Source organism: Halalkalibacterium halodurans (assembly GCF_004376175.1).
Lineage (GTDB): Bacteria > Bacillota > Bacilli > Bacillales > Bacillaceae_D > Halalkalibacterium > Halalkalibacterium halodurans.
On the sequence record NZ_SNUY01000009.1, the window covers coordinates 38,074 to 64,202 of the forward strand.

At 44.0% G+C, this 26,129-nt stretch carries 21 protein-coding genes and 2 pseudogenes; 9 read left to right on the forward strand and 14 right to left on the reverse strand.

All coding sequences use genetic code 11. From position 1 onward, the window contains the following. Nucleotides 1–147 precede the first annotated feature (147 nt). The 8 genes from E2L07_RS04680 to E2L07_RS04715 form a co-directional block, all read right to left on the reverse strand. Entirely contained in the window at nt 148–1,722 is a 1,575-nt protein-coding gene (locus E2L07_RS04680; protein WP_053430069.1) for an L-lactate permease, read from the reverse strand. Nucleotides 1,723–1,759: 37 nt separating this feature from the next. Beyond that, a complete protein-coding gene (locus E2L07_RS04685) occupies nt 1,760–2,692 on the reverse strand; it encodes an L-lactate dehydrogenase (RefSeq protein WP_053430070.1) in 933 nt (310 codons plus the stop codon). 484 nt (nt 2,693–3,176) lie between these two features. Next, entirely contained in the window at nt 3,177–3,467 is a 291-nt protein-coding gene (locus tag E2L07_RS04690) for a hypothetical protein (protein WP_010900063.1), read from the reverse strand. A gap of 367 nt (nt 3,468–3,834) precedes the next feature. Further along, nucleotides 3,835–5,313, reverse strand: coding sequence for a protein adenylyltransferase SelO (locus E2L07_RS04695; RefSeq protein WP_134228961.1), 1,479 nt, complete (start codon nt 5,311–5,313; stop codon nt 3,835–3,837). A gap of 143 nt (nt 5,314–5,456) precedes the next feature. After that, nucleotides 5,457–7,004 carry an L-glutamate gamma-semialdehyde dehydrogenase gene (gene pruA / locus E2L07_RS04700; protein WP_010900065.1) on the reverse strand — a complete coding sequence of 516 codons (1,548 nt, stop codon included), beginning with the start codon at nt 7,002–7,004 and terminating at the stop codon, nt 5,457–5,459. Between the two features lie 27 nt (nt 7,005–7,031). Next, entirely contained in the window at nt 7,032–7,283 is a 252-nt protein-coding gene (locus E2L07_RS04705; protein ID WP_053430072.1) for a biotin/lipoyl attachment domain-containing protein, read from the reverse strand. 12 nt (nt 7,284–7,295) lie between these two features. Beyond that, nucleotides 7,296–8,558 carry a Glu/Leu/Phe/Val family dehydrogenase gene (locus tag E2L07_RS04710; protein ID WP_134228962.1) on the reverse strand — a complete coding sequence of 421 codons (1,263 nt, stop codon included), beginning with the start codon at nt 8,556–8,558 and terminating at the stop codon, nt 7,296–7,298. A 13-nt stretch (nt 8,559–8,571) separates the two neighbouring features. Further along, a complete protein-coding gene (locus E2L07_RS04715) occupies nt 8,572–9,774 on the reverse strand; it encodes an ornithine--oxo-acid transaminase (protein WP_053430073.1) in 1,203 nt (400 codons plus the stop codon). A 271-nt stretch (nt 9,775–10,045) separates the two neighbouring features. Between E2L07_RS04715 and E2L07_RS04720 the strand changes: the two are divergent. Next, nucleotides 10,046–11,484: pseudogene (locus E2L07_RS04720) on the forward strand (sigma-54 interaction domain-containing protein). 273 nt (nt 11,485–11,757) lie between these two features. Here E2L07_RS04720 and nhaC read toward each other — a convergent pair. The 3 genes from nhaC to rocF form a co-directional block, all read right to left on the reverse strand. After that, nucleotides 11,758–13,179, reverse strand: a complete 1,422-nt coding sequence (gene nhaC / locus E2L07_RS04725) for a Na+/H+ antiporter NhaC (protein ID WP_134228963.1) — start codon at nt 13,177–13,179, stop codon at nt 11,758–11,760. Between the two features lie 80 nt (nt 13,180–13,259). Then, a complete protein-coding gene (locus E2L07_RS04730; protein ID WP_053430076.1) occupies nt 13,260–14,642 on the reverse strand; it encodes a YjiH family protein in 1,383 nt (460 codons plus the stop codon). 33 nt (nt 14,643–14,675) lie between these two features. Then, nucleotides 14,676–15,581, reverse strand: a complete 906-nt coding sequence (gene rocF, locus E2L07_RS04735; protein ID WP_010900073.1) for an arginase — start codon at nt 15,579–15,581, stop codon at nt 14,676–14,678. 370 nt (nt 15,582–15,951) lie between these two features. Between rocF and E2L07_RS04740 the strand changes: the two genes are divergently transcribed. Then, nucleotides 15,952–17,004: a 2,3-butanediol dehydrogenase gene (locus tag E2L07_RS04740; RefSeq protein ID WP_134228964.1), complete on the forward strand. Its 1,053-nt coding sequence runs from the start codon at nt 15,952–15,954 to the stop codon at nt 17,002–17,004. A gap of 42 nt (nt 17,005–17,046) precedes the next feature. Here E2L07_RS04740 and E2L07_RS04745 read toward each other — a convergent pair whose 3' ends face one another. After that, nucleotides 17,047–17,886 carry a hypothetical protein gene (locus E2L07_RS04745; RefSeq protein ID WP_243854906.1) on the reverse strand — a complete coding sequence of 280 codons (840 nt, stop codon included), beginning with the start codon at nt 17,884–17,886 and terminating at the stop codon, nt 17,047–17,049. 99 nt (nt 17,887–17,985) lie between these two features. Between E2L07_RS04745 and E2L07_RS04750 the strand changes: the two genes are divergently transcribed. Together E2L07_RS04750 and E2L07_RS04755 are read left to right on the forward strand one after the other, a co-directional pair. Next, nucleotides 17,986–18,540 carry a PadR family transcriptional regulator gene (locus E2L07_RS04750; RefSeq protein ID WP_053430078.1) on the forward strand — a complete coding sequence of 185 codons (555 nt, stop codon included), beginning with the start codon at nt 17,986–17,988 and terminating at the stop codon, nt 18,538–18,540. A 4-nt stretch (nt 18,541–18,544) separates the two neighbouring features. After that, complete coding sequence (locus E2L07_RS04755; RefSeq protein ID WP_134228966.1) at nt 18,545–19,018, forward strand: DUF4188 domain-containing protein; 474 nt, start codon at nt 18,545–18,547, stop codon at nt 19,016–19,018. Nucleotides 19,019–19,081: 63 nt separating this feature from the next. Here E2L07_RS04755 and E2L07_RS04760 read toward each other — a convergent pair whose 3' ends face one another. After that, nucleotides 19,082–19,270: a hypothetical protein gene (locus E2L07_RS04760; RefSeq protein WP_134228967.1), complete on the reverse strand. Its 189-nt coding sequence runs from the start codon at nt 19,268–19,270 to the stop codon at nt 19,082–19,084. Between the two features lie 67 nt (nt 19,271–19,337). Further along, the gene (locus E2L07_RS04765; RefSeq protein ID WP_208401979.1) at nt 19,338–20,105 is read right to left on the reverse strand and encodes a class I SAM-dependent methyltransferase; all 768 of its coding nucleotides are present in this window, start codon (nt 20,103–20,105) and stop codon (nt 19,338–19,340) included. 178 nt (nt 20,106–20,283) lie between these two features. Between E2L07_RS04765 and E2L07_RS04770 the strand changes: the two are divergent. The 5 genes and pseudogenes from E2L07_RS04770 (at nt 20,284) to E2L07_RS04790 (ending at nt 26,010) form a co-directional block, all read left to right on the forward strand. Next, nucleotides 20,284–20,611, forward strand: a pseudogene (locus E2L07_RS04770) (VOC family protein). An 811-nt stretch (nt 20,612–21,422) separates the two neighbouring features. Further along, nucleotides 21,423–22,655 (forward strand): saccharopine dehydrogenase family protein, encoded by a 1,233-nt coding sequence (locus E2L07_RS04775; protein ID WP_053430083.1) that lies wholly within the window; start codon nt 21,423–21,425, stop codon nt 22,653–22,655. A gap of 1 nt (nt 22,656) precedes the next feature. Beyond that, complete coding sequence (gene nspC / locus E2L07_RS04780) at nt 22,657–23,784, forward strand: carboxynorspermidine decarboxylase (protein WP_134228983.1); 1,128 nt, start codon at nt 22,657–22,659, stop codon at nt 23,782–23,784. Between the two features lie 169 nt (nt 23,785–23,953). Next, entirely contained in the window at nt 23,954–24,205 is a 252-nt protein-coding gene (locus E2L07_RS04785; protein WP_134228968.1) for a YpmP family protein, read from the forward strand. Between the two features lie 302 nt (nt 24,206–24,507). After that, nucleotides 24,508–26,010: a transposase gene (locus E2L07_RS04790; RefSeq protein ID WP_134228599.1), complete on the forward strand. Its 1,503-nt coding sequence runs from the start codon at nt 24,508–24,510 to the stop codon at nt 26,008–26,010. The last annotated feature ends 119 nt before the right edge of the window (nt 26,011–26,129 follow it).

Here is a 26,129-nt window from a genome sequence, read left to right on the forward strand (position 1 = left end):
AGGTAATACTAAGTCATTATGTTCAAGAAAATAAGATAACTCACTCTCCATTCATAAAAGAAAAAATATTCACCATTGAAACGATGCCCAAAAAGGATTAGAGCGACAATTGCTCTAATCCTTTTTCCAATTTGTTTTAACGTATCTTTAAAAGAGTAGAGATAAAATATACGTCCATACCGAGACAAACACGAGTAATCCAAAGCTATATTTCAACGTCATTTTTGTTAAGGCTGCTTCATTGCCGGTTTCTCCAACCGCTGCCGTTGCAATAGCGATCGATTGCGGTGACACTAGCTTAGCCATGACGCCACCAGCTGTATTTGCAGCAACTAGTAATGAAGGATTGGTCCCGATAATCGAGCCTGCTGTCGTTTGAATCGGGGCAAATAATGTATTATTGTTCACGACTGAACCTGTCATAAATACGCCAATCCACCCTAAGATTGGTGAAAGGAAGGGGAAGAACGCCCCTGTGGTGGCAACTGCCTCCCCTAAAGCCATCGTTAGACCCCCATAGGTCATTAATTTTGCGATTCCAATAATGGCACAGATCATCATGATCGGAATGGAGAAGTCGACGATCACTTTTTTAAGAAGGCTAATACTCTCCTTCATGCGAATCGTTTTCGTAGTGGTTACGGTTGTAACTGCTGCTAATAGAATCGCGGTTCCTGTTGCTCCGATAAAATCAACCCCTACCTCAATCGATGATCCAGGGACAACAAATGCCCACTTTGAAAACTCAAGTGCTCCCCCTTCAGCAAACAATCCTTTAAAGGCTGGTAAGCTCCAAAGAAAAACAAACATCGTTAACAAGTAAAACGGAGACCATGCCTTGATGACATCCTTTAATGAAGCATGTTCGGACTCACAACCGTTTCCGTTGAGTAAGAAGATGTTCCGCGGCTGCCATCTTTTAAGAAACAACGCCAGTAAGCCCATGGTTAAGAGTGATGGTATAATATCGGCCAACTCTGGACCTATAAAGATTGTAATAAGGGCTTGTGACACAGTGTAAACGGAAGATGTGACGAGAATGGCTGGGAGGATTTCCTTGATCCCTTTCCAACCGTCCATTAACCCAATAAGTAAAAATGGAATGGTAAAATTAATCATCGGCAGCGTCAAAGCTGTCATCATCGACACGTCCATTGACGTGACTTGACCTTCTAATCCAAGCGTATCAATAATACCAACCGGGATTCCAATCGCTCCAAATGCACCGGAAGCACCGTTTGCAATCAAACAAAGCATGGCTGCCTGCAATGGCTTAAAGCCTAATGATACTAAGAGAACCGCACAGATCGCAATCGGTACCCCGAAGCCCGCAGCCCCCTCAAGGAACGCATTAAAACAAAATCCGATGAGTAATAACTGAATTCGCTGATCTCTTGATATACCTATAATGCTTCCTCGTAACACAGCAAATTTTCCAGATGCAACCGCAATTTTATATAACCAAACGGCCATCACAATAATGTAACCGATCGGCCACAGTCCTTGCACAACCCCTTGTACAATACTGCCTATGGACTCGCCGAAAGGTAAATGAAATACGAGCCCAGCAATAAAAAACGTCACGAGTAAAGTCAAAAGAGCTGCTTGAATTCCTTGCATTTTGAAAACAGTCAAGCATAAAAGGAGTAACAGGATCGGAATCGCTGCAACGAATGCTGATACGGCTAAATGTTGAAATGGATCGTATGTTTCAACTAACATAGTAACGGCTCCCTTGCCTTAGATGTTGATCGATTGTCTACGACCAAATGGCTGCTTGAATGTCTTTTAACGTTTCAACAGAGCGAGCAAATTTTTCTTTTTCCTCGTCGTTTAGGGAAAGCTCGACCACTTGTCTAACGCCTTCACGATTAATGATCGCTGGTACGCCAATATAGACATCGTCATGACCATTTTCTCCTTCTAACAACGTACCGACAGGGAGAACAACATTTTCGTTTTTTAAAATCGCTCGCGTAATTCTTGCTAACCCTGTGGCGATACCATAATACGTTGCCCCTTTCGCCTCAATGATTTTGTAGGCGGCATCGCGCACATTTTCAGCCATTTCTTGCTTTTTCTCGTCGGTTAATCTAGGAGCAATTGGCGTTCCCGCAATGGTAGCAGAGCTCCAGACCGGCAGCTGTGAATCCCCATGCTCGCCAATAATGTAGCCATGAACACTTGTGGGCGCAGCGTTCATTTCTTCTCCAAGCAAATAGCGAAATCTCGCCGTATCTAACACGGTTCCTGAGCCAATGACACGCTCCTTCGGCAAGCCTGAGAATTTCCAAGTGGCGTACGCTAAAATATCGACAGGATTTGTCGCAACTAGAAAGATGCCATTAAAGCCGGACTTCATGATGTTCCCTACAATCGAATCGAAAATGCCCACATTTTTATGAACTAAATCTAATCTCGTCTCCCCAGGTTTTTGCGCAGCCCCGGCACAGATGACAACAAGTGCTGCATCCTTGCAATCCTCATATGAACCGAACTTAATTTCCATTGGGCTAGGTGCGTACACAATGCTATGATTTAAGTCCAATACGTCCCCTTTCGCCTTCTCCTCATTTAAGTCAACTAGGATGAGCTCGTCACTGATCCCTTGATTCATTAACGCATACGCATAACTTGAACCAACCGCACCTGTACCAACTAAGACAATTTTGTTTCCTTTAGTAATAGCCATAAGAAATCCCTCCAATGTTTGTGAATATTTTCACATGATTTTTTTAAAGTAAACTCGGCGATTGCCGAGCCTTCTGCTACAGGAGCGCATGCCATAGTTGTACATGCAACTCTAACCTGCCTCCACTTACAGTCTGTCCATTTCCCAAAATGAACATTCTTCTTGATGACCCATACCACTACTGAATTTCATTATGTGAAGTATTTCACATGAAAAGAGATAAAAACAAGTTTGATAGCTCAATTCTTAATTTGTGAACTATTTCACATTTAAATTGTACTACAGCTTTTAGAAAACCGCAATATCATTTGTCGTACTAAATTTGTCTAAAAAATGAAGAAGAACATACGTACTATGACAGGAAACACAATCAATAGTTTCCGTTTCAGTTGTCTTCCCCTTAGTTCGTGATTATTAAAAATTGCCTTCGAGCCAGTTGAATTTTATTTCAAGAGGTCATATTAGAACAAAAAATAAACAATAATTAAAGCTGCTTTCGTTTGTAATAGTACGCATAACATAGAATGAGCGTCATGATAAACGTAGCTGCAACAATATAGACACCGTCCCAATCATTGGAGCTTCCAGTTAGGACCCACACTTCAAAAGGGATGAGAATTAGACATCCCAGCAGTAGAAGGCCCCATGGCATCATATGAAGTGTTTGTTTGATTTCCTTTCCCATCGATGAAGGCTTCTTTTTTTCAATGGAAATGATGTTATTAAGAACAACGATCATTGTAATGACAGCACTGACAAGTAATACAACATTCATGGTTTCCACTCCTTAAGGTACGATTTAAGATTCCCTTACTTTGATGACACGTTCTTTTTTTTAACTTGTCACCGATCTCCTCCGTTTTCTCGGTACGGTAATCCGTGGTGAAAAATGAGCAACCGGCCCCTTCCGAGCATGATCTTTTATAAGTACGAGATAAACAGATCAGAAGATTCAGATGAATAGAATAAAATTCCTATCCTCATATAAAAATCTGCTCATGATAGGGTCATTGATTTTCGTTTGTGTCCTATCATGATCATACTACCTATTCTGGTTTTTTTCACCAATAAATGAGGGAAACTTAATGACAGCTGCTCAAATAATGCAAAAAACCCGCCAATTGGCGAGTTTTGCACTGGTCTTACGTTCCGCAATAAGTGCGGTACGGATTCGCGCAAGGAGCAGGAAGTTTGGCGTACGCCTTTTGTTCAGGGGAATGGGCAAATGGATTGGTCAGCACTTTGAGGAGCCGTTCCATCACTTGATAGTCTCCTTGTTCAACCGCGGCCTCCAAAGCCTCTTCTACCCGATGGTTCCGAGGAATCACCGCTGGATTACTCATTTTCATCAAGTTATGAGAATCATCTTTCGTTTGTTCCTGTCTCCCTAATCGAGCCTGCCATCGCTCATGCCATTCCGTGAATTCGAGTTTGTCGTGCAAGCCCGTCTCTTCCTGTTCATCGAACGTGAGCGCGCGGAACGTATTCGTAAAGTCTGCCTTATGCTTGTGCATTACTTCGAGCAGATCTTTTATGAGGGACAGGTCCTCGGATTCTTCGTTGAACAAACCGAGCTTAGCTCTCATTCCATTCAGCCAATGGTGCTCAAACTGCTCCGCGTAATTGGAAATTTCCGCCTCGGCCAGCTTGATCGCTTCGTCCTGATCATCGGCCAACAGCGGCAAAAGAGCCTCTGCAAAACGGGCAAGGTTCCACGCCCCGATCCGCGGTTGATTGCCATACGCATAACGACCACGCGTATCAATCGAGCTGAAAACCGTTTCCGGATCGTACACATCCATGAAAGCACAAGGGCCATAGTCAATCGTTTCCCCGCTAATCGTCATGTTGTCTGTGTTCATCACACCATGAATAAAGCCGACAAGCTGCCATTTGGCGATCAGTTCAGCCTGACGCTTGATCACTTCCTGTAGCAAGGCGAGATAACGGTTTTCGCAATCGGCTTCAACTTCTGGGAAATGCCGCGCCAACGTGTAGTCAGCCAGTGCTTTAAGCTCTTCCTCCGACCCTGCATTGGCAGCGAATTGGAACGTGCCGACCCGTATATGACTAGCGGCCACCCGGGTAAGAATCGCGCCCGGAAGCACCGTTTCCCGGAAGACAGATTCACCGGTTGTCACAACTGCCAGGCTACGCGTTGTCGGAATCCCAAGGGCGTGCATTGCTTCACTTATGATGTACTCTCGCAGCATCGGTCCAAGAGCCGCTCGGCCATCTCCTTGCCTTGAATAAGGCGTACGCCCCGATCCTTTTAGCTGAATATCAAATCGCTCTCCATTTGGCGTAATCTGTTCCCCGAGAAGGATCGCTCGGCCGTCCCCTAACATCGTAAAATGGCCAAATTGATGGCCAGCGTATGCTTGCGCAAGAGGAGCAGCACCCTTCGGCACCTCGTTGCCAGCAAGCACGGCGATACTGTTTTGATGTTGCAGCGCAACTGGATCCAATCCGAGTGATTGAGCTAGACTATCGTTCAGAATGACCAGCTTCGGCGCCTCCACAGGCTCTGGTTCAACATTTGAAAACATCATGGATGGCAGATCGGTATAGCGAGTATCGAAACTCCAACCTACTTCCAGCGTTCCTTTATTTTCAGTCATCCGTATCTCCTTTCGTTTACATCTTTCCTCAGCGCTTTTTTAGCGTGTACGTCTATAGGGTCATTATACCACTGGGCGAGCATTACTATTGATAAATTGAAAAAGCCAAACTCCTCATTTTGAGGAACTTGGCTTATGACTCCTTAATACATTTCGGAGACGGTTTTTGCTTGCATATGAAGGGCCAAATAATCAGGTCCTCCAGCTTTTGAATCGGTGCCTGACATTTTAAAGCCGCCGAATGGGTGGTAGCCGACAATCGCGCCTGTGCAATTCCGGTTAAAGTATAGATTTCCGACATGGAAGTCTCGCTTCGCTTTTTCGATATGGTGACGGTTCGTTGTAATGACAGCGCCTGTCAGACCGTACTCGGTATTATTGGCGATTTCTAGCGCATGATCAAAATCCCTTGCCTTACTGAAGGCAACGACTGGACCGAAAATCTCTTCCTGCATGATTCGCGCATGGGGATCTACGTCAGCAAAGATCGTCGGTTGAATGAAGAAGCCTTTTGAATCATCTCCTTCACCTCCGACCATCAATCGGCCTTCCTCTTTCCCCACTTCGATATAGCTCATGATTTTCGAAAAAGCCCCTTGATCGACGACAGGTCCCATATAGACGTCAGGTGCCGTCGGTTCGCCTACTGAGAGTTGTTTCGTGAGGGCCACGGCCTTCTCTAACACAACATCATAGACGTCTTGATGGATGACAGCTCTCGAACCTGCAGAACATTTTTGTCCAGAAAAGCCGAAGGCCGAGGTCACGATCGATTGAGCAGCTAAATCGAGATCGGCATCCTTATCGACAACAACGGTATCTTTTCCTCCCATCTCTACAATGACGCGCTTCAAATGCTGTTGACCTGGATGAACAACCGCTGCCCTTTCATAAAGCCGGACTCCCACGTCACGCGAACCGGTAAATGTGATCAAGCTTGTTTTTGGATGATCGATCAAGTAGTCACCGATGTCTGTTCCACTTCCTGGGACGAAGTTGACCACACCCTTTGGCAAACCTGCTTCTTCAAGAACTTCGACGAACTTTGCGGCGACAACAGGGGTCGTGCTAGCTGGTTTCAGTAAGACGGTGTTCCCTGTTACAATTGGCGCTACCGTCGTTCCAGCCATAATCGCCAAGGCGAAATTCCAAGGTGAGATTGTCACACATACCCCGATCGGTGTATAGAAGTAGCGATTATGCTCACCCTCGCGACTATTGACTGGCTTTCCATCCTTTAGCGTAATCATTTGCCGGGCGTAGTACTCTAAAAAGTCGATCGCTTCCGCTGTGTCTGCATCGGCTTCTTTCCAAGGCTTACCCGCTTCTTTCACGAGCCATGCCGAAAACTCATGCTTTCTCCGGCGAATGATCGCGGCCGCTCTGATTAAGATGTTCGCTCGCTCTTCAGGATTGACGTTTTTCCACGTATGAAATGCCGTCTCTGCCGATTTAAATGCATCATCTACTATCTCGCGACTTGCTTTTGAGACGACGCCGATCACTTGCTCTTTCATGGCAGGATTCACGGAAACGATTTTATCATCGGTCGTCACACGTTCCCCATTGATCACTAACGGGTAGTCTTTCCCTAATTCCCCTTCAACGTTCTTTAAGGCAGCCTCAAACGCGCTGCGGTTTTCTTCTACACTAAAATCTGTAAACGGTTCATGCTTATAAGGTGTTAACATTCTCTTGCCTCCATTACTGATAATTGATCAATCACAAGGAGCAGGTTTCCGATCTTCTTCGACGATGGCGAGTGTCATATCTGAGATCACTTGATCTCCAGGTGCCACCTTGACGGTAGAAATGAAGCCTCTAACCCCTAGTTCGACCTTTTTCATCGCACCACCATTTGTCTCTATGAGAAATAGTGGCTCCCATTCGTGTACATAATCGCCTTCACGGACTAAGACTTTCTGAACGACACCGGTAGAATCACTTGCAATCGCACGATAACTTGTCATGACCTGCGCCTCCTAAATCCAGCCCCGGAATCTTGAAGCTTCTGCTGTTTTTCGTACGCCAACCATATAGGCCGCCAAACGAGGGTCAACGTTGTAACGCGTCGCTGTTTCCACTACTTGATGAAACGCCTCAACGATTTTACTTCTAAGTTTCTCGGACACTTCTTCTTCCGACCAATAATAACCTAAATTGTTCTGTACCCATTCAAAATACGAAACGGTGACACCACCAGAGCTTGCAAGCACGTCAGGCACAATTAAGACACCGCGCTCGGTTAAAATATTTGATGCTTCAGTCGTTGTTGGGCCATTCGCCGCCTCTACAATGATTGAAGCTTTGATTTCGCGAGCATTTGCCTCTGTAATTTGGTTAGCAATCGCTGCTGGAACGAGAATGTCGCACTTTTTTTCTAATAGCTCTTCGTTTGTTATGGTGTTTTTAAATAACGTCGTCACGGTGCCAAATGAATCGCGGCGATCAAGCAAATACTCAATATCTAAGCCTGTTTCATCATAGAGCGCCCCATACGCATCGGAAATGCCAATGATTTTCGCCCCGCGATCGCTCAAGGTTTTGGCTAAGTAGCCTCCTGCATTACCAAAGCCTTGGATAATAACGGTGGCCTCCCGTAAATCCAGCTGTTTCAGCTTGGCTGCCTCTTCAATGCAAATTGTGACCCCCATGGCTGTTGCTGTTTCCCGTCCGTGGGAGCCGCCGAGCACGATCGGCTTACCTGTAATGAACCCAGGTGAATCAAACTCTCGAATCCGGCTATACTCATCCACCATCCACGCCATAATTTGCGAGTTCGTAAATACGTCAGGTGCCGGAATGTCCTTAGATGGCCCGACGATTTGACTGATCGCTCTTACGTACCCTCTGCTTAACCGCTCGATTTCGGGAAATGACATCGTTCGCGGATCACATACGATCCCGCCTTTCCCACCACCGTACGGAATGTTAACGATTCCGCATTTTAACGTCATCCATAACGAGAGCGCCTTCACTTCATCGGCTGTCACTTCCGGATGGAAGCGAACGCCCCCTTTTGTCGGCCCAACCGCATCATTGTGTTGCGCGCGATAGCCAGTAAACACTTTGACGGTCCCGTCGTCCATCCGCACAGGGATTCGAACCGTTAGCATTCGCACCGGCTCCTTGAGCAACTCGAACATTCCCTCTTCATAGCCTAGCTTCCCTAACGCTTGTTGAATCACATCTTGCGTTGACGATAGAATGCTAGACTCTTTTCCTTTTTCTGCAATGGCCCCCATTTGTCTGTTCACCTCATGGTTTTAACACGTGATAAATTTTTTCAATCGCCCAATCTAGATCTTCTTTACTGATCACTAATGGTGGAGCGAAGCGAATGACAGTTTCATGTGTCTCTTTACATAAAAGTCCTTCTTCTTTCAACTGTTCACAATATTTACGCGCAGGCTCGTGTAACTCGACACCGATAAATAAACCTCTCCCACGGACGTCTTTAATGATCGGGTTATCAATCTCTTTTAATTTCGTTAACAAGTAATTTCCATACTCATAGGAACGCTCGACTAGCTTTTCCTCTTCAAGAACCTCTAGAGCAGCAATTGACACAGCACAAGCGAGCGGATTCCCACCAAACGTGGAACCGTGAGATCCAGGCTCAAAGACACCGAGAATGTCGCGATCGGCACATACGACGGAAATTGGGAATACCCCGCCACCGAGTGCTTTCCCTAAAATATACATGTCTGGCTTCACATCTTCCCAGTCACACGCGAACCATTTCCCAGAACGTCCAAGCCCTGATTGAATTTCGTCCGCAATAAACAAGACGTTTTCTCGCTTACATAATGCATACGCCTCCTTTAAGAAGCCTTCCTGAGGAATTCGAATGCCCGCTTCCCCTTGAATCGGCTCGACTAAAAACGCAGCCGTGTGACTAGTGATCGCCGCTTTTAGCGCTTCTAAATCGCCGTAAGGGATCACTTTAATCCCAGGAAGCATTGGGCCGAATCCTCGCTTGTACTCGTCATTTGAAGAAAGGGAGACGGCCGTCATCGTCCGTCCATGAAAATTGTCTTCACAAACGATGATTTCGGCTTGATTATCAGGCACACCCTTCACATCGTAAGCCCAACGACGCGCTGCTTTTACAGCTGTTTCGACAGCCTCCGCACCTGTATTCATCGGCAAAAGCATGTTTTTCCCCGTTAGCTTAGATACCTTCTCATAAAAAGGTGCAAGTTGATCGTTATGAAATGCTCTCGAGGTTAATGTAATTTTATCGGCTTGATCTTTTAATGCTTGGATAATTTTCGGGTGACAATGCCCTTGATTCACAGCAGAATACGCACTTAACATATCAAGGTATTTTCTCCCTTCAGGGTCTTTCACCCAAACTCCTTTTGCTTCTGAAATGACAATTGGAAGCGGGTGATAATTTTTTGCCCCGTACTTTTCCGTCTTCTCAATGACAGCAGATGTTGACGATTGCATTTTCATGTTCAATCTCCCCCTTAAATCAGATGACTTCTACTAATAATCAATGCAAATCCTGTGCCAACTTTATAAACCACGATGTTTCACGTGGAACGAAAAAGAAATGTTCTTTTGCTCATTATTTTGGCGATATGAGCGAAAAACTTTTTGGCAGTCTTCGAAAAATTATTTTTCTTTATTTCTTAATCATAACCTATAAAACGAAAAAATAATTTGCACCTTTTCCCTCCCTCGTTTAAAATGAGGGCAAAATCGTTTACTTGGAGGACAAACAATGGAACGAATCGGAAACCTCCCTCTGTCGCAGCAACGAATTATCTACGAAACGATCATGAATGAAATCGACGTTGGCATTCATGTGATTGATACGTTCGGACAGACGATCATTTATAACAAAAAGATGATGGAAATTGAATCGCTGACAAAAGAGGATGTAGAGAACAAAGATTTTTTAGACATCTTCATGTTTGAGGAAGGACAAGGTAGCACCTTATTAGAAGCACTCTACAAAAAGAAGCACTCTAAAGATGTAAAGCAAACGTATTTTAATAATAAAGGGAAAGAGATTACGACCATTAATAACACCTTCCCTCTCTATGAAAATGGCCAGGTGATCGGGGCGATCGAAATTTCGAAGGACGTTACGAAATTAGAGCGGCTCATTCGAAAAAACATGGAGAGTAAAGGCAATACCCGCTATACCTTTGACAGCATTATTGGAGAAAGCACGGCTATCCGTGAAGTAATTGAAAATACAAAGCGAGCGACACGGACTGCTTCTTCCGTCCTCATCGTCGGCGAAACAGGGACGGGAAAAGAATTATTTGCCCAAAGCATTCACAATGGAAGCGATCGTTCCAAAGGGCCATTCATTTCACAAAACTGTGCCGCCATGCCGGAAACGTTAATAGAAAGCTTGTTATTCGGGACGAAAAAAGGCGCCTATACTGGGGCAATTGAACGTCCCGGCTTATTTGAGGAAGCTGAGGGGGGCACATTGTTGCTTGATGAAATTAACTCTCTTAGCCCACCCCTACAAGCAAAGCTGTTACGGGCGATCAAGAAAAGCAAATTCGTCGTGTTGGGGACACGGTTGATCGCAAAGTGAACGTTCGGATTCTTTCCACGATTAACGAAGATCCAATTGAAGCAATCGCAAGCGGGCGTCTGCGAAAAGACTTGTATTACCGGCTAGGCGTGGTCACCCTCTTCATTCCTCCTTTGCGGGAACGGAAAGAGGACATTCTCCCTCTCGTTGACCATTTTATCGCAAAATACAATGAGCGGTTTCAAATGGAAGTGAAGGGGCTTAGCGATGAAGTCACACAATTACTCCTACAGTACGATTGGCCTGGAAACGTTCGCGAACTGGAGCACATCATTGAGGGCGCGATGAACCTGATGATCGGTGAGGACCTAATTGATGTGCGACATTTACCGTTCCACTTTCGCCAAAAATCACTTTCGGCTCCCCTCTCCTCGCAAATCACAAGCGTCTACGAAACAGCTACCTCTGACGCCATAGAGCACTCAGTTGAGGAACAACAGCCGTTACGAGACTTGAAAGATTATTTACTTGAAGCCGAAAAAATGTATATTAAAAAAGCGCTCGAACGAAACAAATACCATGTGACGAAGACCGCCGAAAAGCTAGGCTTAAGCCGGCAAAGCTTACAATATCGGATGAAGCGGTTAGGCATTAGCGCAAAGTAAAAGGGACTGTCTCAAAAGTATATCTTTTTAAGGCAGCTTCTTTTCTCATTCTTTATAAATGGCGACTTGGCGGACGCTTTCACCACAGGCACAAGTGCAACATCAACTCACGCACACTTTGTTTGCATTCGTCGTGTTTTCTTTGCCGCGGTCAACCTGCGTATCACCCGAAAATGATGACGAAAACCCTATTGTACGGGTGGTTTTCTCGTCGTACGATCGCCAAGGCTTTTGACCAAACACCTTCCAAGCTTGAGACGAACTCAAGCTTTTTTACATGGCCTTTGCTTTTTCCTTCCATTGTTCCACCTCTTGATCGGTTAGTTTCACGATGGAAAATCCAGTCCAAGCAAACAAAAGTGAAATAAACGGAACAATTAAATTAAATATCGCATAAGGACCGTATTCAAACGGGTGAACAGATAGGGTAGCAAAGATAAATATGGCGCACGTATTCCAAGGAACAAAAACCGATGTGAGCGTCCCCCCATCCTCTACCGCACGCGATAAATTTTTCGGATGAAGTCTCTTTTCTCTAAAACTTTCCACATACATTCTTCCCGGAATAACAATGGAAATATATTGCTCGGCTGCTGTAATGTTCGTGAAAAACGCAGAACTGATAGCCGTCGTCAGCAATCCTTTTGCCGTCTTTGCGAGCATGAGAATTTTTGCTACGATCACCTTTAACATTCCTGTATTCTCTAGAACGCCCCCAAAGGTCATGGCCACTATCGTGAGGGAGACGGTATACATCATCGCCTCAATTCCACCACGATTAAAAAGCGTATCAATCATCTCATTCCCTGTTAGAATCACAAACCCGTCACTTAACGTATTTACCGCATCTCCAACCGTTCCACCTTGAACGAAGATTTGCGATAAAAACCCGACCAGGACGCCCGCTGTTAAGGCTGGCAAAGCAGGAACCTTTTTAATGACGAGAAAAATGACACATGCAGGGATCAATAGCAACCATGGGGAAATGACAAAGCTTTCTTGCAACAGATTCATCACCTCTAAAATGCCTTGTTGCTCGACTGAATCTGCGCGAAAGCTTCTCCCTAGCACGGCATAGAAGACGAGCGCAATGACAAACCCAGGAATCGTCGTATAAAGCATATGTTTAATATGCTCAAATAAATCAACACCTGTAATCCCAGCAGCAAGGTTGGTCGAGTCAGACAGGGGCGACATTTTATCGCCGAAGTAAGCGCCTGAGATGATGGCACCTGCGACCATCGGAGCAGGGATTCCCATACTGATACCAATCCCCATTCCCGCCACACCAATCGTTCCCATCGTCGACCATGAACTTCCGATAGCAAGGGAGACAATCGCTGTAATGACCGTAATTGATACTAAGAACAATGGTGGTGAGATCAGCTTAAGACCGTAATAGACCATTGTCGCAATGATCCCACCCCCGATCCACGCGCCAATAATGACACCGACCATGATAATGATCACGATCGCCGGGAGCGCTAGACGGATCCCTTTGTAAAGTCCAGCCTCAATTTCCTTCCACGTAAAGCCCGCGCGCCAAGCAATAAAAGCTGCGACAACCGTCCCGACAATGAGCGGAATATGGGGGCTGCCTTCAAATACAATAATCGTAAAACCCATGGAGACAAACATGACGAGCAATGGAATGACAGATAGTCCGAATGAAATGTGTTTTTGATCAGTCTTCATTTGCTTTCCCCTTTTACATGTTTTCGATCATGATCGACCCCGAACGGAAAAGAGCTTGAGTCCTCCTCAAGCTCAGAACGTTAAAAAATCAGGTGGGCCATTCCTACAATAATTGGTAACGTGATGATTGTTCGCAATAAGAAAATCAGGACAAGATCAATAAATTTAACGGGTAATTTTGAGGCGATAATCAGTCCGCCGACCTCAGACATATAAATCAATTGCGTAACTGACACGCAGGCAATGACAAATCTCGTCAAATCACTTTCAATACCGCTCCCAATAATAGCTGGCAGGAACATGTCAGCAAAGCCGACGACCATTGTTTGCGCAGCTGCATGGGCTTCAGGTACTTGAAGCAGCTGTAGAATCGGTACAAACGGAGCACCCACGATTTTAAACAGGGACGTATACTCTGCGAAAATGACGGCCACCGTTCCGATCGCCATAATGACTGGGATGACGGCAAACCACATATCAAATACATTTTTCATTCCGCCTTGAAGCAAGTTCTTCACACTACGATTTTGCCTAGCTCTCTCTAACGCTTTTGTCATTCCATAGGCAAACATCCCCCGCCCCTTTGAAGCGCTTTCATCAAATCGATCAGGATTTTCTACCAAATACGTATCCCGCTTTCGTGACAAAGGCGGTATTCTCGGGAGAATGATCGCCGCTGCAAGGCCTGCAAGCACAATCGTCAAATAGTACGGAAGAAAGAGATGCTCTAAGTCCATATACGCTAAGACGACAATGCTGAACGTAATCGAGACAACAGAAAATGTCGTACTAATAACAGCTGCTTCTCGTTGTGTGTAAAAGCCTTCTTCGTATTGTTTGTTCGTCAGCAAGACACCAATCGTCCCGTCCCCCATCCACGAAGCCAAACAATCAATCGAAGAACGCCCTGGCAGCGTAAAGACCGGACGCATGAATTTATTTAATAACACGCCGAACAGCTCGAGTAATCCGAAGTTTAATAGGAACGGAAGAAAGAGTCCAGCAAATAAAAAGATCGTGAACAACAGCGGCAAAAGATCGTACAACAACAATGCACCCGTTCCTTCAGACCATACCGCTTCCGGTCCGAGTTGGAGCAACGTCATGAACGCAAAAATGAAACCGAGCACCCGGACAACTAACCACATCGGATGGATGACGAATAAACTTTTCAAAAGTCCATTTTTCATAAACAAATTTGGCTTGAATAGTGTGGCCACACAGGACAACACGACGACGATGGCAAGCATGATCGTAAGGATAGCCGGCAAATGATCGTCCAGTGCTCCTTGCAGCTGTTTCGCTAAAAACGCGACAGGAATCGTAATTGCGTTGTCTTTTTGGATTGGTACCATAAATAGACCTACACCAATGATCGACGGAATGAGAAACCATAAATAGTCCTTCAAACCTTTGCCTCGATTTTCTACAGTTTCTTTCCGTTGTACTTCTTCAACCCCCATAAAATCTCCCCCTTTTTTCCCGCTAATCGAACGTTAGAGTAGCTTCTTTCCTAAAAGCGAGGTCACTAACGCAACCGCCACGTTTGCCGTTTGGTTTTTGTTATCGAGAATTGGATTAATCTCCACGAATTCAGCTGACGTAATCAATTCCGATTCCGCGAGCATTTCCAGGGCTAAATGACTCTCCCGATACGAAATCCCCCCTAATACCGGTGTGCCTACCCCTGGTGCATCGACTGGATCAATCCCATCCAAATCAAAGCTTAAATGGACGCCATCGGTGCGGGCAGAAAGATAGTCAATCGTCTCTTCAATCACTCTCGTCATGCCCATTCGATCAACTTCGTGCATCGTATAAACTTTAATGCCTTGTTCCCTAATGAGTTGCCGTTCTCCCTCATCGATCGAGCGAGCCCCGATAATGACAATATGTTCAGGTTTCACTTTCGGAGTAATGCCCCCTATGTTCATTAACCGCTCATGCCCGATGCCAAGATTAACCGCCAACGGCATCCCATGAATATTTCCAGATGGTGATGTCTCTTCTGTATTTAAATCCGGATGGGCATCATACCAAATGACCCCAAGGTTATTGTAGCTTTTTCTGATACCTGCAATCGAACCGATGCTAATGCTATGGTCGCCGCCTAAAATGAGAGGGAAGCTATGCTCTGCTTCGATTGCCGCAACCCCTTTGCACAACTCCTCACTCACCTTTACAACTTCATCCAGATTTCTGAGCGGCCCCTCCTGAGTCTCACTCGTTGCTGGGCGATTGATCGGAATATCCCCATAATCTTTTACTTCAAACCCAAGGGCCTCAATCTCTTCAATTAACCCGGCATATCGCATCGCGCTCGGTCCCATATCAACCCCTCGACGCTTCTGTCCTAAATCCATTGGCACTCCAATAATCGAAACTTTTTGAAATTTGTTCATCCTATGACTCCTCTCTAGATCGCAAACATGTATGTCTATCTCCTTCATTTGCAAAAACTGTGCCAATTAATAATAGACAAAACAGATAGAAAAATAGATTAAACCCACGATACAATCTTTTCGTTTAGCCAAATTTTCTGTCACTTCCAACGAAAAAATTTTTTGCGTTGTTATGAAAGAAGTCCTTTATTAATAAAATATTCGAGAAAGAAGGGCCCTTATGATGGTACGCGCTCTAGTAAACGGTAAATCAACTTATATGCCTTACCATCTGCTCTAGTCTACATTGACAACATTATCCATCTATGACACTATGATAATGAAAGCGCTTCAATTAATGCAATAAATTTCTTTAAAGGGGGTCCTTTATTTGCAGGCTTTAAGATGGCATGGAGTAAAAGACGTAAGAGTTGACGACATCGCAGAACCTGCAACGCTTAAAGGGAAAGTAAAGATTAAAGTGAAATGGTGTGGCATTTGTGGAAGTGATCTTCATGAGTATGCGGCCGGTCCAATCTTTATTCCACAAAATAGCCCTCATTCTCTAACGGAAGAAAAAGCTCCGATTGTGATGGGCCATGAGTTTTCTGGACAAGTGGTGGAAGTAGGCGATGGTGTGACCAAATGTGAAGAGGGCGACCGTGTAGTGGTCGAGCCGATTTTTGCTTGTGGTACTTGTACCGCCTGCAAGCAAGGAAAGTATAATCTTTGCGAGCAATTAGGGTTCCTCGGTTTAGCTGGAGGTGGAGGTGGTTTCTCGGAATATGTGACAGTAGACGAGCACATGGTTCACAAAATTCCGGACACTGTATCCTTCGAGCAAGGGGCCTTAGTCGAGCCCGCCGCCGTTGCCTTATATGCGGTCCGCCAGAGCCAGTTTAATGTCGGTGACCAAGCGGTTGTATTCGGTACAGGCCCAATCGGATTATTGGTTATTGAAGCGCTTAAAGCTTCGGGGGCCTCAAAGATTTACGCAGTAGAACTCTCAACCGAACGGAGACAGAGAGCAGAACAATTAGGTGCCATTGCCCTGAACCCAGCGGAAGTAAATGTAGTGGAAAAAATTCAGCGTCTAACCGATGGCGGTGCTGATGTGTCCTTTGAAGTAACCGGTGTCCCTATTGTCTTAACACAGGCGATCGAGTCCACCAAGCTAAACGGGCAAACGATGATTGTGAGCATCTTTGAAAAAGAAGCCTCTTTTCAACCAAACCTAGTTGTCATGCGAGAACGAAACATTGCAGGGATTATTGGCTACCGCGACATTTTCCCAGCGGTCATCAGCTTGATGAATCAAGGCTACTTTTCCGCTGAGACGTTAGTCACCAAGCGGATCGGCCTACATGACATTGTAGAGCAAGGCTTCGAGGCTTTAATGAAAGAAAAAAGTCAGGTGAAAATATTGGTTTCCCCTGATCGCTAATCCAAAACATGATGAAAGAGCCTGTCACCCTAGCAGGCTCTTTCATCGTTTAAACCACCGCTCTACCTCTTCTCGAAAACGCCCCTCTTTCCAAGCAGTAATCGCATTCCGCTCACCTTTTGTTTTGATGAAATGCTGAAATAACAAATCCCCGACCAAATAGCCTAGCCGATTATATCCAAACCGATTTCCGCCATTAATCGAAAACCATTCGTGAAACATGGATTGGCTCGTTTCCTGTACATAATCATGAGCAAATGCGCTTTTGACCGCATGGGTATTTTCCTTAAAAAAACGTAACCACTCCTCCCCTTCAGCATCAAAGGAAAAGTACATTGCAGGTGGAAGTTGAGGCACTATTTGCCGTGAAAAGTGTATCGCAGCTCCTTCTTGATATAGCCAAATTAGCGGGCTATCCCACTGCACTTTTCCCCAGTCCATACCGGCTTCAGACGAAAGGATGTTATGCGCAACATGACCAAATTCATGGGCGACGATCGCCTGCAAATGCTCAACCTTCGGAGACAGCCTTTCTAAAGCAAACGTAACGTCAGGGATAATTTGCCGATGTGTATACGCATTCGAGCCATAGCCACCAACGATCAGATTTACTTCAGTCGGAAACGTCACCTGATAGAGTCGACCGTATTCCTCCACTACCTCCTCAATTATCGGGATGATCGCTCTGCGCACCTGCTGAATAGCTAACAACGACTCGGGATATTTTGCAAGTGATTGGTCATGCCTCTCCTCCGTATCTTTGCAGTGGTAGGCAAAATATTCGTTAAAAATTTTAGGGTATTGACTGTAATAGTGTTTTAAAAAAGCTAGCGAAGACTCGTAGTATTTAAGGAAGAATGGAACCGTATCGATAATCTTCAAAAGAACACCTCCGCTCATTTTTTTAATGATTGCTTTAATGAAACTCATACCGTATAATATATCTAAATGATATATATCCAAAAGATATGGTGAGGACAGTTGAAAAAATATAATCATACCACCTACGCGATTCTTGGCATTTTAACGACCGATTGTAAGTCAGGCTATGCCATTAAACAACTGATTGATCAAAGCTTAAATCACTTCTGGAAAATAAGTTATGGGCAAATCTATCCGACTTTAAAAAAAATCGTTGAAGATGGATTAGCGGAAGTGCGAACGTCGGCAACCGAAGGAAAACCAGATCGAAATGAGTATTTCCTCACACCTAAAGGAATCGAAACATTGAAACGCTGGCTCGAACAACCTGTAGAGCAACTTCCTGTAGAGCGAAATGAAGTTTTACTTAAATTGTTTTTTGGCCGTTATCAATCAAAGCAAAGTACAACAAGAGTGTTAGAGGATTACAAACAAAAGCTAGAAGAACGTTACCAAACATATGTAAACGTCGAACAAGCGATTAAAAGCCATGACGCAAATCAAGAAGACGCCTGGTATTGGCTCTGCACATTAGACTATGGGAAACGTGCCACACTGGCAGCCATCGATTGGTGCACAGCTTCTCTTGAAACGTTCAAGCGAAAGGAGAACTAAGGTTATGAGCAAATCGATTTTCACCGGCCGATATACAACGGAAAATGACAACGATGTTGTTGTTTTCATCATCGGGATGAGGGTAAACAAGCGGTGGGCACTGGGTAAATGGCTGCCTGTGTTCATGGCCATGCCCGGAATGCTTAAAGAGCTCCATGAAAATAAGGAAGAATTAGGATTTTTATCAATGGAAAGCTACTTTGGTTTGCGGACGGTAGCCTTGATACAATACTGGCGATCAACGGATGATTTGACAGCCTATGCAAGAAACGAGAAACATTTAACCGCATGGAAAAACTTTAATCAAAAGGTTGGGGACAATGACGCTGTCGGCATCTATCATGAAACGTACCGGCTAAAAGCGGGGCAGTATGAATCGGTTTATGGCAACATGCCCTTATATGGTTTAGGAAAAGCGTTGCCTCATATTCCTATTACGCCCGACATTAATTCGGCGCAAAAGCGACTAAGAGGGTAGATTCGAAGCTTACGAAGTTTTTTCTACGCCTCTTTTTCGTTTCTGTGAATAGACACATCGGTGTTATTCCTTGCTCTTCCCAATCAATGGAACAATATGTAAGAACTCTTCAATGCTTTTCAAAAGGAAATGAGGTGCAACTGAAAACTCTAAGGTTTGGTATTCTGGTAACCATTGCACACCTACAGTACGGACGTTAGCTTGCATGCCAGCATGAATATCGGCACCACTGTTTACCAAATACTTTTTCAAAGTAGTCAGGCCCTCCCTTTAAAACAAAAAACACGGGTTAACCTCCTTCTACAGTCCCTACATTTCACTAAGAACTTTTTTTACAAACATAGATCATTTGGTCGCTATCTCTTGTTAAAGGGGTTTCCTGCCAATCCTGATACACATCAATTATTTCAAAGCCATTGGCGCTTAGAAGTCTTTCCATCTCCTTTGGAAATACGTACCGTAAACGAATGTTCGTTCTTTTTTCATTTACAGCTAGACCCTCCGCATTTACAGATTTCCTGATCATGGTGTAGTGCTGTATTTGCGTTAGAGGGTCATACTGGCTGATTGTGTAAACGTCTACCTTCTGTCCTGTGTCTGTATCCTGATAGCTTTTCCAATACTCCTCTGTACTAGGTTGTAACAGTTCCTCTTTGCTTGGGAACCTTGTATCGAAAATAAAAATGCCGCTCTCCTTTAAATGTTTATTCACAGACGTTAAAAAACTGTCCTGCTCCTCGTTTGTTAGAAAGTGTTGAAAGACGTTCCCAACGGAATAAATAAACGGACTCATAAGGTTCAAACTCAGCTTAGTACAATCTTGCTTAATCCATTCAATGGGCAGGTTGAGTCGCGACGATTTTTCTCTAGCGGCTTCCAGCATCCCTTTATGTACGTCGACGCCCATCAGTTTGTAGCCCTTGCTTGCTAATGGAATCGTCGCTCTTCCTGTCCCACAGGCTAAATCAACAATCGTTCCATCCACTTTCCCCGCCCATTTTAATAAAAAAGGAATGTCTCCTGTATAACGGTTCTCTTTATCGTATAAAACGGGATCATTATATTCTTGAAAATTTTCCAGCTCCATGTGTCATGCTCCTTTCATAGGATTAAGAATGTTCCGCCCTCTTGACTTAAGTCAATGATCGATACCTCAGCTTCCCCGTACAACGAAGGTAACATTCGAAACGGGGGTTATCATATGGCTACCTTTGAAAAAAACGCATCTCAACGAAAGTCGCCATTATTATGTATAATAGAATCATATGAAAGTCAAATGCATGGAGTCGTATCAAGAAACACCCGGGCTCTCGCTTCTGTTTCGCACGGACAGCATGGCGTTTTTTTGAGTGTAACGGACTTCGCCTTCTCTTAAGCCTTCCTGAAAAAGAGGCATACGCCCATTCGAGTTCGGTTGTCTATTTTCAAGTGGAGAGTATAAAGGAGATCTATGAAAAGCTAACCGATGAGGGGGTAACGTTTATCGATGAGCCTCACGTTGTGGCAAAAGTCGGGCAAACGGAAACATGGATGACCTTTTTTCACGATACGGAAGGAAACACGCATGCATTCATGAGCGAGGTTTCTGTCTAGAACATGAAAAAAGGCCCGGCTAGCGGAGCGACGGAAAGAAAGGAATCACAGTGAGTTTTTGAAAAGGTGATGACGGATGGTAGGGGTGTCTTTCAGGATGCCCCTTCGTGTTGCCCCCTTGGCTAGACTTTCTGTGAAAAAGGTTACCTTTTAGATACCGACTTAACTTGGAGATGAATCGTTTGACAAAAGCGGTTGTTCCCTACTAAACCGAAGACATTTTACCAGTTGTGTTCTTGAAATTTTTTTACCTGAACTAATTGCTATTTTTCGAACATGCTGATAAGATAGAGGCATGAATTGGGAAGCTAATATTCAAATATACTTGAGAGTCTTTCCAAGCAGATAATTTTTGACCACTTCCTTTGGGAAGTTAAGGCAACGGTACGCCGGGTCAAATGCCGATTGGCAACTTTAGTTGCCTTATTGATTGAGTTAAAAGCTCAAATTTTATAAGTTGGTTACTTTACAACCAGTGCATACGCACGCAACTTGTGAAACGGTCAATAAGAGTGGTAAAAGTAATTATTTGCTATTAGACTCTGAACCTAAAAGATATATTTAAATATTAATAAGCTTTCTACTATAGTGCTCCCAAAGCTTAAGGTAGATGTATCCATACAGCCTTTTTATGGGTACACTTATGCTTTTTTAATATTGAATATATGAAGCAAGTGTTGTGCGTGTTGATGCGCTATGCACTTGCTTTTTTGTTGCCCACTGGCTCGTGTTTTAACAATCTTTTTATTCGGCAGATTGTCATGGATTTCCTCTTTTTACTTTTAAAAATTTTATGTTAGGAGATATGCAAATGGGAAAAGCACTTATTATCGGTTGTGGTGGTGTAGCATCGGTCGCGGTCCACAAGTGTGTTCAAAACAGTGAAGTCTTTGAAGAGATTTGTATTGCGAGCCGGACAAAATCAAAATGTGATGCGTTAAAGGCAAAACTGGATGGCGGCAAAACAAAGATCACAACGGCACAAGTAGATGCTAACAATGTGGATGAGCTAATTGCTCTTATCGAAGAAGTGAAGCCTGACGTTGTCATGAATTTGGCGCTACCTTATCAAGATTTAACGATCATGGATGCGTGTCTTGCCACAAAAACCAACTATTTGGATACGGCAAACTACGAGCCAGAAGATACGGCTAAATTCGAATATAAATGGCAATGGGATTATCGCGAGCGCTTTGAAAAGGCGGGCATTACCGCACTTTTAGGTAGCGGATTTGACCCAGGGGTGACCGGTGTATTTTCTGCTTATGCGCTAAAGCATCATTTTGATGAAATTGAATATATCGACATTCTCGACTGTAACGCAGGGGATCATGGGTATCCATTTGCGACGAACTTCAATCCTGAAATCAACATCCGTGAAGTGTCAGCGAACGGACGTTATTGGGAAAATGGCGAATGGGTCGAGACGAAACCAATGGAAATTAAACGTGTATACAACTTCCCTGAAGTTGGCGAGAAAGATATGTACTTGCTTTACCATGAAGAGCTTGAATCTCTTGCAGTCAACATTCCAGGAATCAAACGGATTCGTTTCTTTATGACCTTTAGCGAAAGCTATCTAACGCACTTAAAATGCCTTGAAAATGTGGGCATGACGTCCATTGAGCCAATTGAATTTGAAGGGAAGGAAATCATTCCACTTCAATTTCTGAAAGCTGTCTTACCTGACCCTGCTTCTCTTGGCCCGCGCACAAAAGGGAAAACGAACATTGGTTGTATCTTTAAAGGGAAAAAAGACGGTAAAGATAAAACGTACTATCTATACAACGTTTGTGATCATGAGGAATGCTATAAAGAAGTGGGCTCCCAAGCCGTTTCTTACACAACTGGCGTTCCAGCCATGATCGGTGCGATGATGCTTATGACTGGAAAATGGAATAAGCCAGGAGTATATAACATTGAAGAGTTTGATCCAGATCCATTCATGGAAGCGTTGAACAAGTGGGGACTTCCTTGGAAAGAAGACCACAATCCTCAGCTTGTCGACTCTGATCCGATTAAAGAGACGGAGCTTGTTCGTTAAAATGCGTTTTGAAGAATTACCGACGCCATGTTACGTAGTGGATGAAGCGCTCGTGGAGAAAAACGTAAAAATCCTAAACGGCATCATGAAGCGCACAGGAGCAAAAATTGTGTTGGCGCAAAAAGCTTTTTCCATGTCGACCATGTACCCGCTCATCGGAAAGTACTTAACGGGTACAACGGCAAGCGGCTTGTACGAGGCACGATTAGGTCATGAGGAGATGGGCAAAGAAAATCATATCTTTGCCCCCGCCTATCGTGAAGATGAAATCGATGAAATCGTCTCGATTTGCGACCATATCATCTTTAATTCCTTCTCTCAGCTTGAGAAGTTTAAACAGAGAGCTCTTGATGCTGGGAGTAAAGTGGGCTTACGCATCAACCCTGAATGCTCCACCCAAGTGGGCCATGAGATTTATGATCCTTGTTCACCAGGCTCTAGATTCGGTGTCAAACAGGAAGATGTTCGTCAGGAGCTGCTTGACGAGGTGTCAGGACTTCACTTCCACACACTTTGTCAGCAAAACTCTGACGATTTAGAAACAACGCTTGATGCAGTAGAAGAAAAGTTTGGCCAGTGGCTACCGCAAATGGAATGGATCAACTTTGGTGGCGGTCACCATATCACAAGGGATGATTACGATATCCCGAGATTGGAAGCTTGCATTAAGAGAATGCAGGACAAATACGGTTTGGAAGTCTACCTTGAACCGGGCGAAGCGATCGCGCTTAACGCGGGCTATCTCGTCACGACAGTCCTTGACCTCCATAAAAACGGAATCGACATTGCGATTTTGGACACGTCCGCCACTTGTCATATGCCCGACGTCCTCGAAATGCCTTACCGCCCCCCTCTTTTCGGATCAGGGGAACCAGGCGAAAAGCCGTTCACCTATCGACTCGGAGGCCCGACCTGCCTGACAGGTGACGTCATCGGTGACTATTCGTTTGACCAGCCATTAAAAAGCGGCGACCGATTAGTTTTTGGGGATATGGCGATTTACTCCATGGTGAAAACGAACACGTTCAACGGCATGCCACTTCCAGCTATTGCCGTCAAACATCAAGATGGCGATTGTCAGGTTGTACGCCAATTTGGCTATCAAGACTTTAAAACACGACTAGCGTAAAAGAAAAAACCAGATCCTGAACTAGGATTCTGGTTTTTCTTTTGTACGTAAATACCGCAACGTCGATAGAAATCTCCATCATGGATATGTCGCAATATTTTAATATTTCATACTTGCCCGATAGAAATTAGGTATAATAGAAAGAAACGTTTAAAAAGAGGTCGATATTTTGATTTACAAGCGTCTTGAATTCAAAAACATGGCTGGACAGAAAGTGAAAATCACAGAGATCCCCGTGCTAGACCCGAGGAACCCTCATTATTTTTTGGTTCACGCTCGTTTACAAGCCCTTGCAGCATTCATTTACAATAACCCTGACTCAAAAACAAGCTATTCTTTTCACGATTATTTGAAACGAAAAATGAAATGGTCTGATTTCATTCAGTTATATCGCACTGAACAATATAGCCATAACGCTTAAAACCAGTAGCATGTGCCACTGGTTTTTTCAAGACTCAGCAAAACATAAAAAAGCTCCTCCTTATAATAAAATAGACTCTCGGCATTCGCCGAGCTTTGTGGTTCAAGGATTTTCCTCAAACCAATTTATTTCATCCCTCCTATTTTAGGTGGGATTTTTTAATGTTCATTTTTTAAAACTGGAAATTAATTATCAAAATATTTTCTCGAATTCGACAAGAAACACTTGACTTTTCAAAAACACCACAATAATCGCCGGTGAAGGGATTATTTTCCCTTACTACTTGTGATTGAGGTGCCAAAATGAAACCAACGTTTATTGCACACGAAACTTATCAAAACTTCGTTCTAAATCAGTTAAATGCCCATTATTCTGGCGGCATTCTTACCCTTGTTAATAAGGATTGGCCAGTAATTAAAAAGCTTTGGATAACTGATCTCTCTTCGGTAACTACATGGCTTGGTGATTCCTATTCCAAAAAGGGACCAAAGCCTCGTGACCCTGCTTCTATGATGCGTTCTTATCTGCTTTCATTATTTGTTCAACCTACAAAAGGTATTACTCATTGGGTTGATCAACTTCGTCGCGTTCCGTTGTATGCAATTCTTAGCGGTTTTGAACCCGGTGACACACCAGGTGTTGGAACATTTGAAGACTTTTTCAAACGTTTATGGGCCTTCGAAAGCCCGAATGTTATGCCGAAGGTCAAACCTAAAAAGAAAAAGTCAAAAAAGAAAAAGAAGCCTAAAAAGGGTGAAAAAGCTGAACCTAAGAATCCCGGAATTGTTCGTAAACTCGTTGATCGGGCAATGCGTTATGGTTCCAAACAAAAACAACTGCCAGGAGACCGATTATTTGAGTTTTTTCAATCCCAATTTTTAGCGGTTTCTACGAAACTTGGTCTTCTTGGGGATCCCGAAGCTCTAGGTGTAGTTGGAGATGGGACACCAATTGAAACAGCTAGGTACCCGAGAAGTAAATCAACCTGTAATTGTAGTGCCCAAGGACTAACGAACTGTACTCACCCACGCCAGTATTCACAACCCGACATCGACTCAGGCTGGGATAGTTCTAAGGAAAAGTACTTCAACGGATATCATCTCTACATGATATCCACTAGCGATAGCCAATACGACTTACCGCTATATCCACGGCTGCATCCTGCTTCCCGGCATGATTCAGTCAGCCTAGTGGTTAGTTCAATTGAATTTTCGCAACGGTACACCTTGGGCACGATTGATAAAATTCTTCTTGATGCAGCGCACGATGCTGAGGCCATTTATGAGCTACTTGAACATCAAAATGTGGAACCCTTCATCGATTTAAATGTTCGAACAAAGAAGAACTTTAGTACAGAAAGTGATATTCAAATATCTCCAACAGGTGTTCCAATCTGTCCGATTGGGAAGGAGATGAAGCCCAACGGGTTTGACAAATCTCAAAATCGGCAAAAATGGCGTTGTCCACTTGCTTGCGGTACCAAAAATACATGCTCATCACCGTGTTCAAAAGCAAAATATGGTCGGACATTCCATACATTCAGAGAGGATAATCTACGATTATTTACCAAAACACCAAGGTCCTCTGAAAAGTGGAAACTTATATACAAACGAAGAACCTCTGTTGAACGTTCTAATAAAAGAGAAAAAATAGATTATCACTTGGAATCTGGACGCCACCGGTCAACAAAAATGTGGTACATTCGCCTATACGCCATAATGATGTGTCAGCACATCGATGCTTGGTACAGCAGTCAGAAAGAGCAGTTAAATATTGAAGAAATCATCTTTCCTAAAGCCGCCTAGTCAATTTTTAAAAAAATAATGGCAATAGGTTTCTTTGTCATGCACATTTTTGAAAATACAATGAAAATAATGAGTGTGCAGGCCATTCCAATCCAATTTCCAGTAATTTTGGTTCATTT

Coding starts and splice junctions, on each gene's coding strand:
- E2L07_RS04755 (WP_134228966.1), top strand. CDS start 18,545: ATGAGCAAATCGATTTTCACCGGCCGATATACAACGGAAAATGACAAC.
- nspC (WP_134228983.1), top strand. CDS start 22,657: ATGCGTTTTGAAGAATTACCGACGCCATGTTACGTAGTGGATGAAGCG.
- E2L07_RS04715 (WP_053430073.1), bottom strand. CDS start 9,774: ATGAAAATGCAATCGTCAACATCTGCTGTCATTGAGAAGACGGAAAAG.
- E2L07_RS04790 (WP_134228599.1), top strand. CDS start 24,508: ATGAAACCAACGTTTATTGCACACGAAACTTATCAAAACTTCGTTCTA.
- E2L07_RS04730 (WP_053430076.1), bottom strand. CDS start 14,642: ATGGGGGTTGAAGAAGTACAACGGAAAGAAACTGTAGAAAATCGAGGC.
- E2L07_RS04680 (WP_053430069.1), bottom strand. CDS start 1,722: ATGTTAGTTGAAACATACGATCCATTTCAACATTTAGCCGTATCAGCA.
- E2L07_RS04705 (WP_053430072.1), bottom strand. CDS start 7,283: ATGACAAGTTATCGTGCGATTGCAAGTGATTCTACCGGTGTCGTTCAG.
- E2L07_RS04685 (WP_053430070.1), bottom strand. CDS start 2,692: ATGGCTATTACTAAAGGAAACAAAATTGTCTTAGTTGGTACAGGTGCG.
- E2L07_RS04690 (WP_010900063.1), bottom strand. CDS start 3,467: ATGAATGTTGTATTACTTGTCAGTGCTGTCATTACAATGATCGTTGTT.
- E2L07_RS04710 (WP_134228962.1), bottom strand. CDS start 8,558: ATGGGGGCCATTGCAGAAAAAGGAAAAGAGTCTAGCATTCTATCGTCA.
- rocF (WP_010900073.1), bottom strand. CDS start 15,581: ATGAACAAATTTCAAAAAGTTTCGATTATTGGAGTGCCAATGGATTTA.
- E2L07_RS04765 (WP_208401979.1), bottom strand. CDS start 20,105: ATGGAGCTGGAAAATTTTCAAGAATATAATGATCCCGTTTTATACGAT.
- pruA (WP_010900065.1), bottom strand. CDS start 7,004: ATGTTAACACCTTATAAGCATGAACCGTTTACAGATTTTAGTGTAGAA.
- E2L07_RS04695 (WP_134228961.1), bottom strand. CDS start 5,313: ATGACTGAAAATAAAGGAACGCTGGAAGTAGGTTGGAGTTTCGATACT.
- nhaC (WP_134228963.1), bottom strand. CDS start 13,179: ATGAAGACTGATCAAAAACACATTTCATTCGGACTATCTGTCATTCCA.
- E2L07_RS04775 (WP_053430083.1), top strand. CDS start 21,423: ATGGGAAAAGCACTTATTATCGGTTGTGGTGGTGTAGCATCGGTCGCG.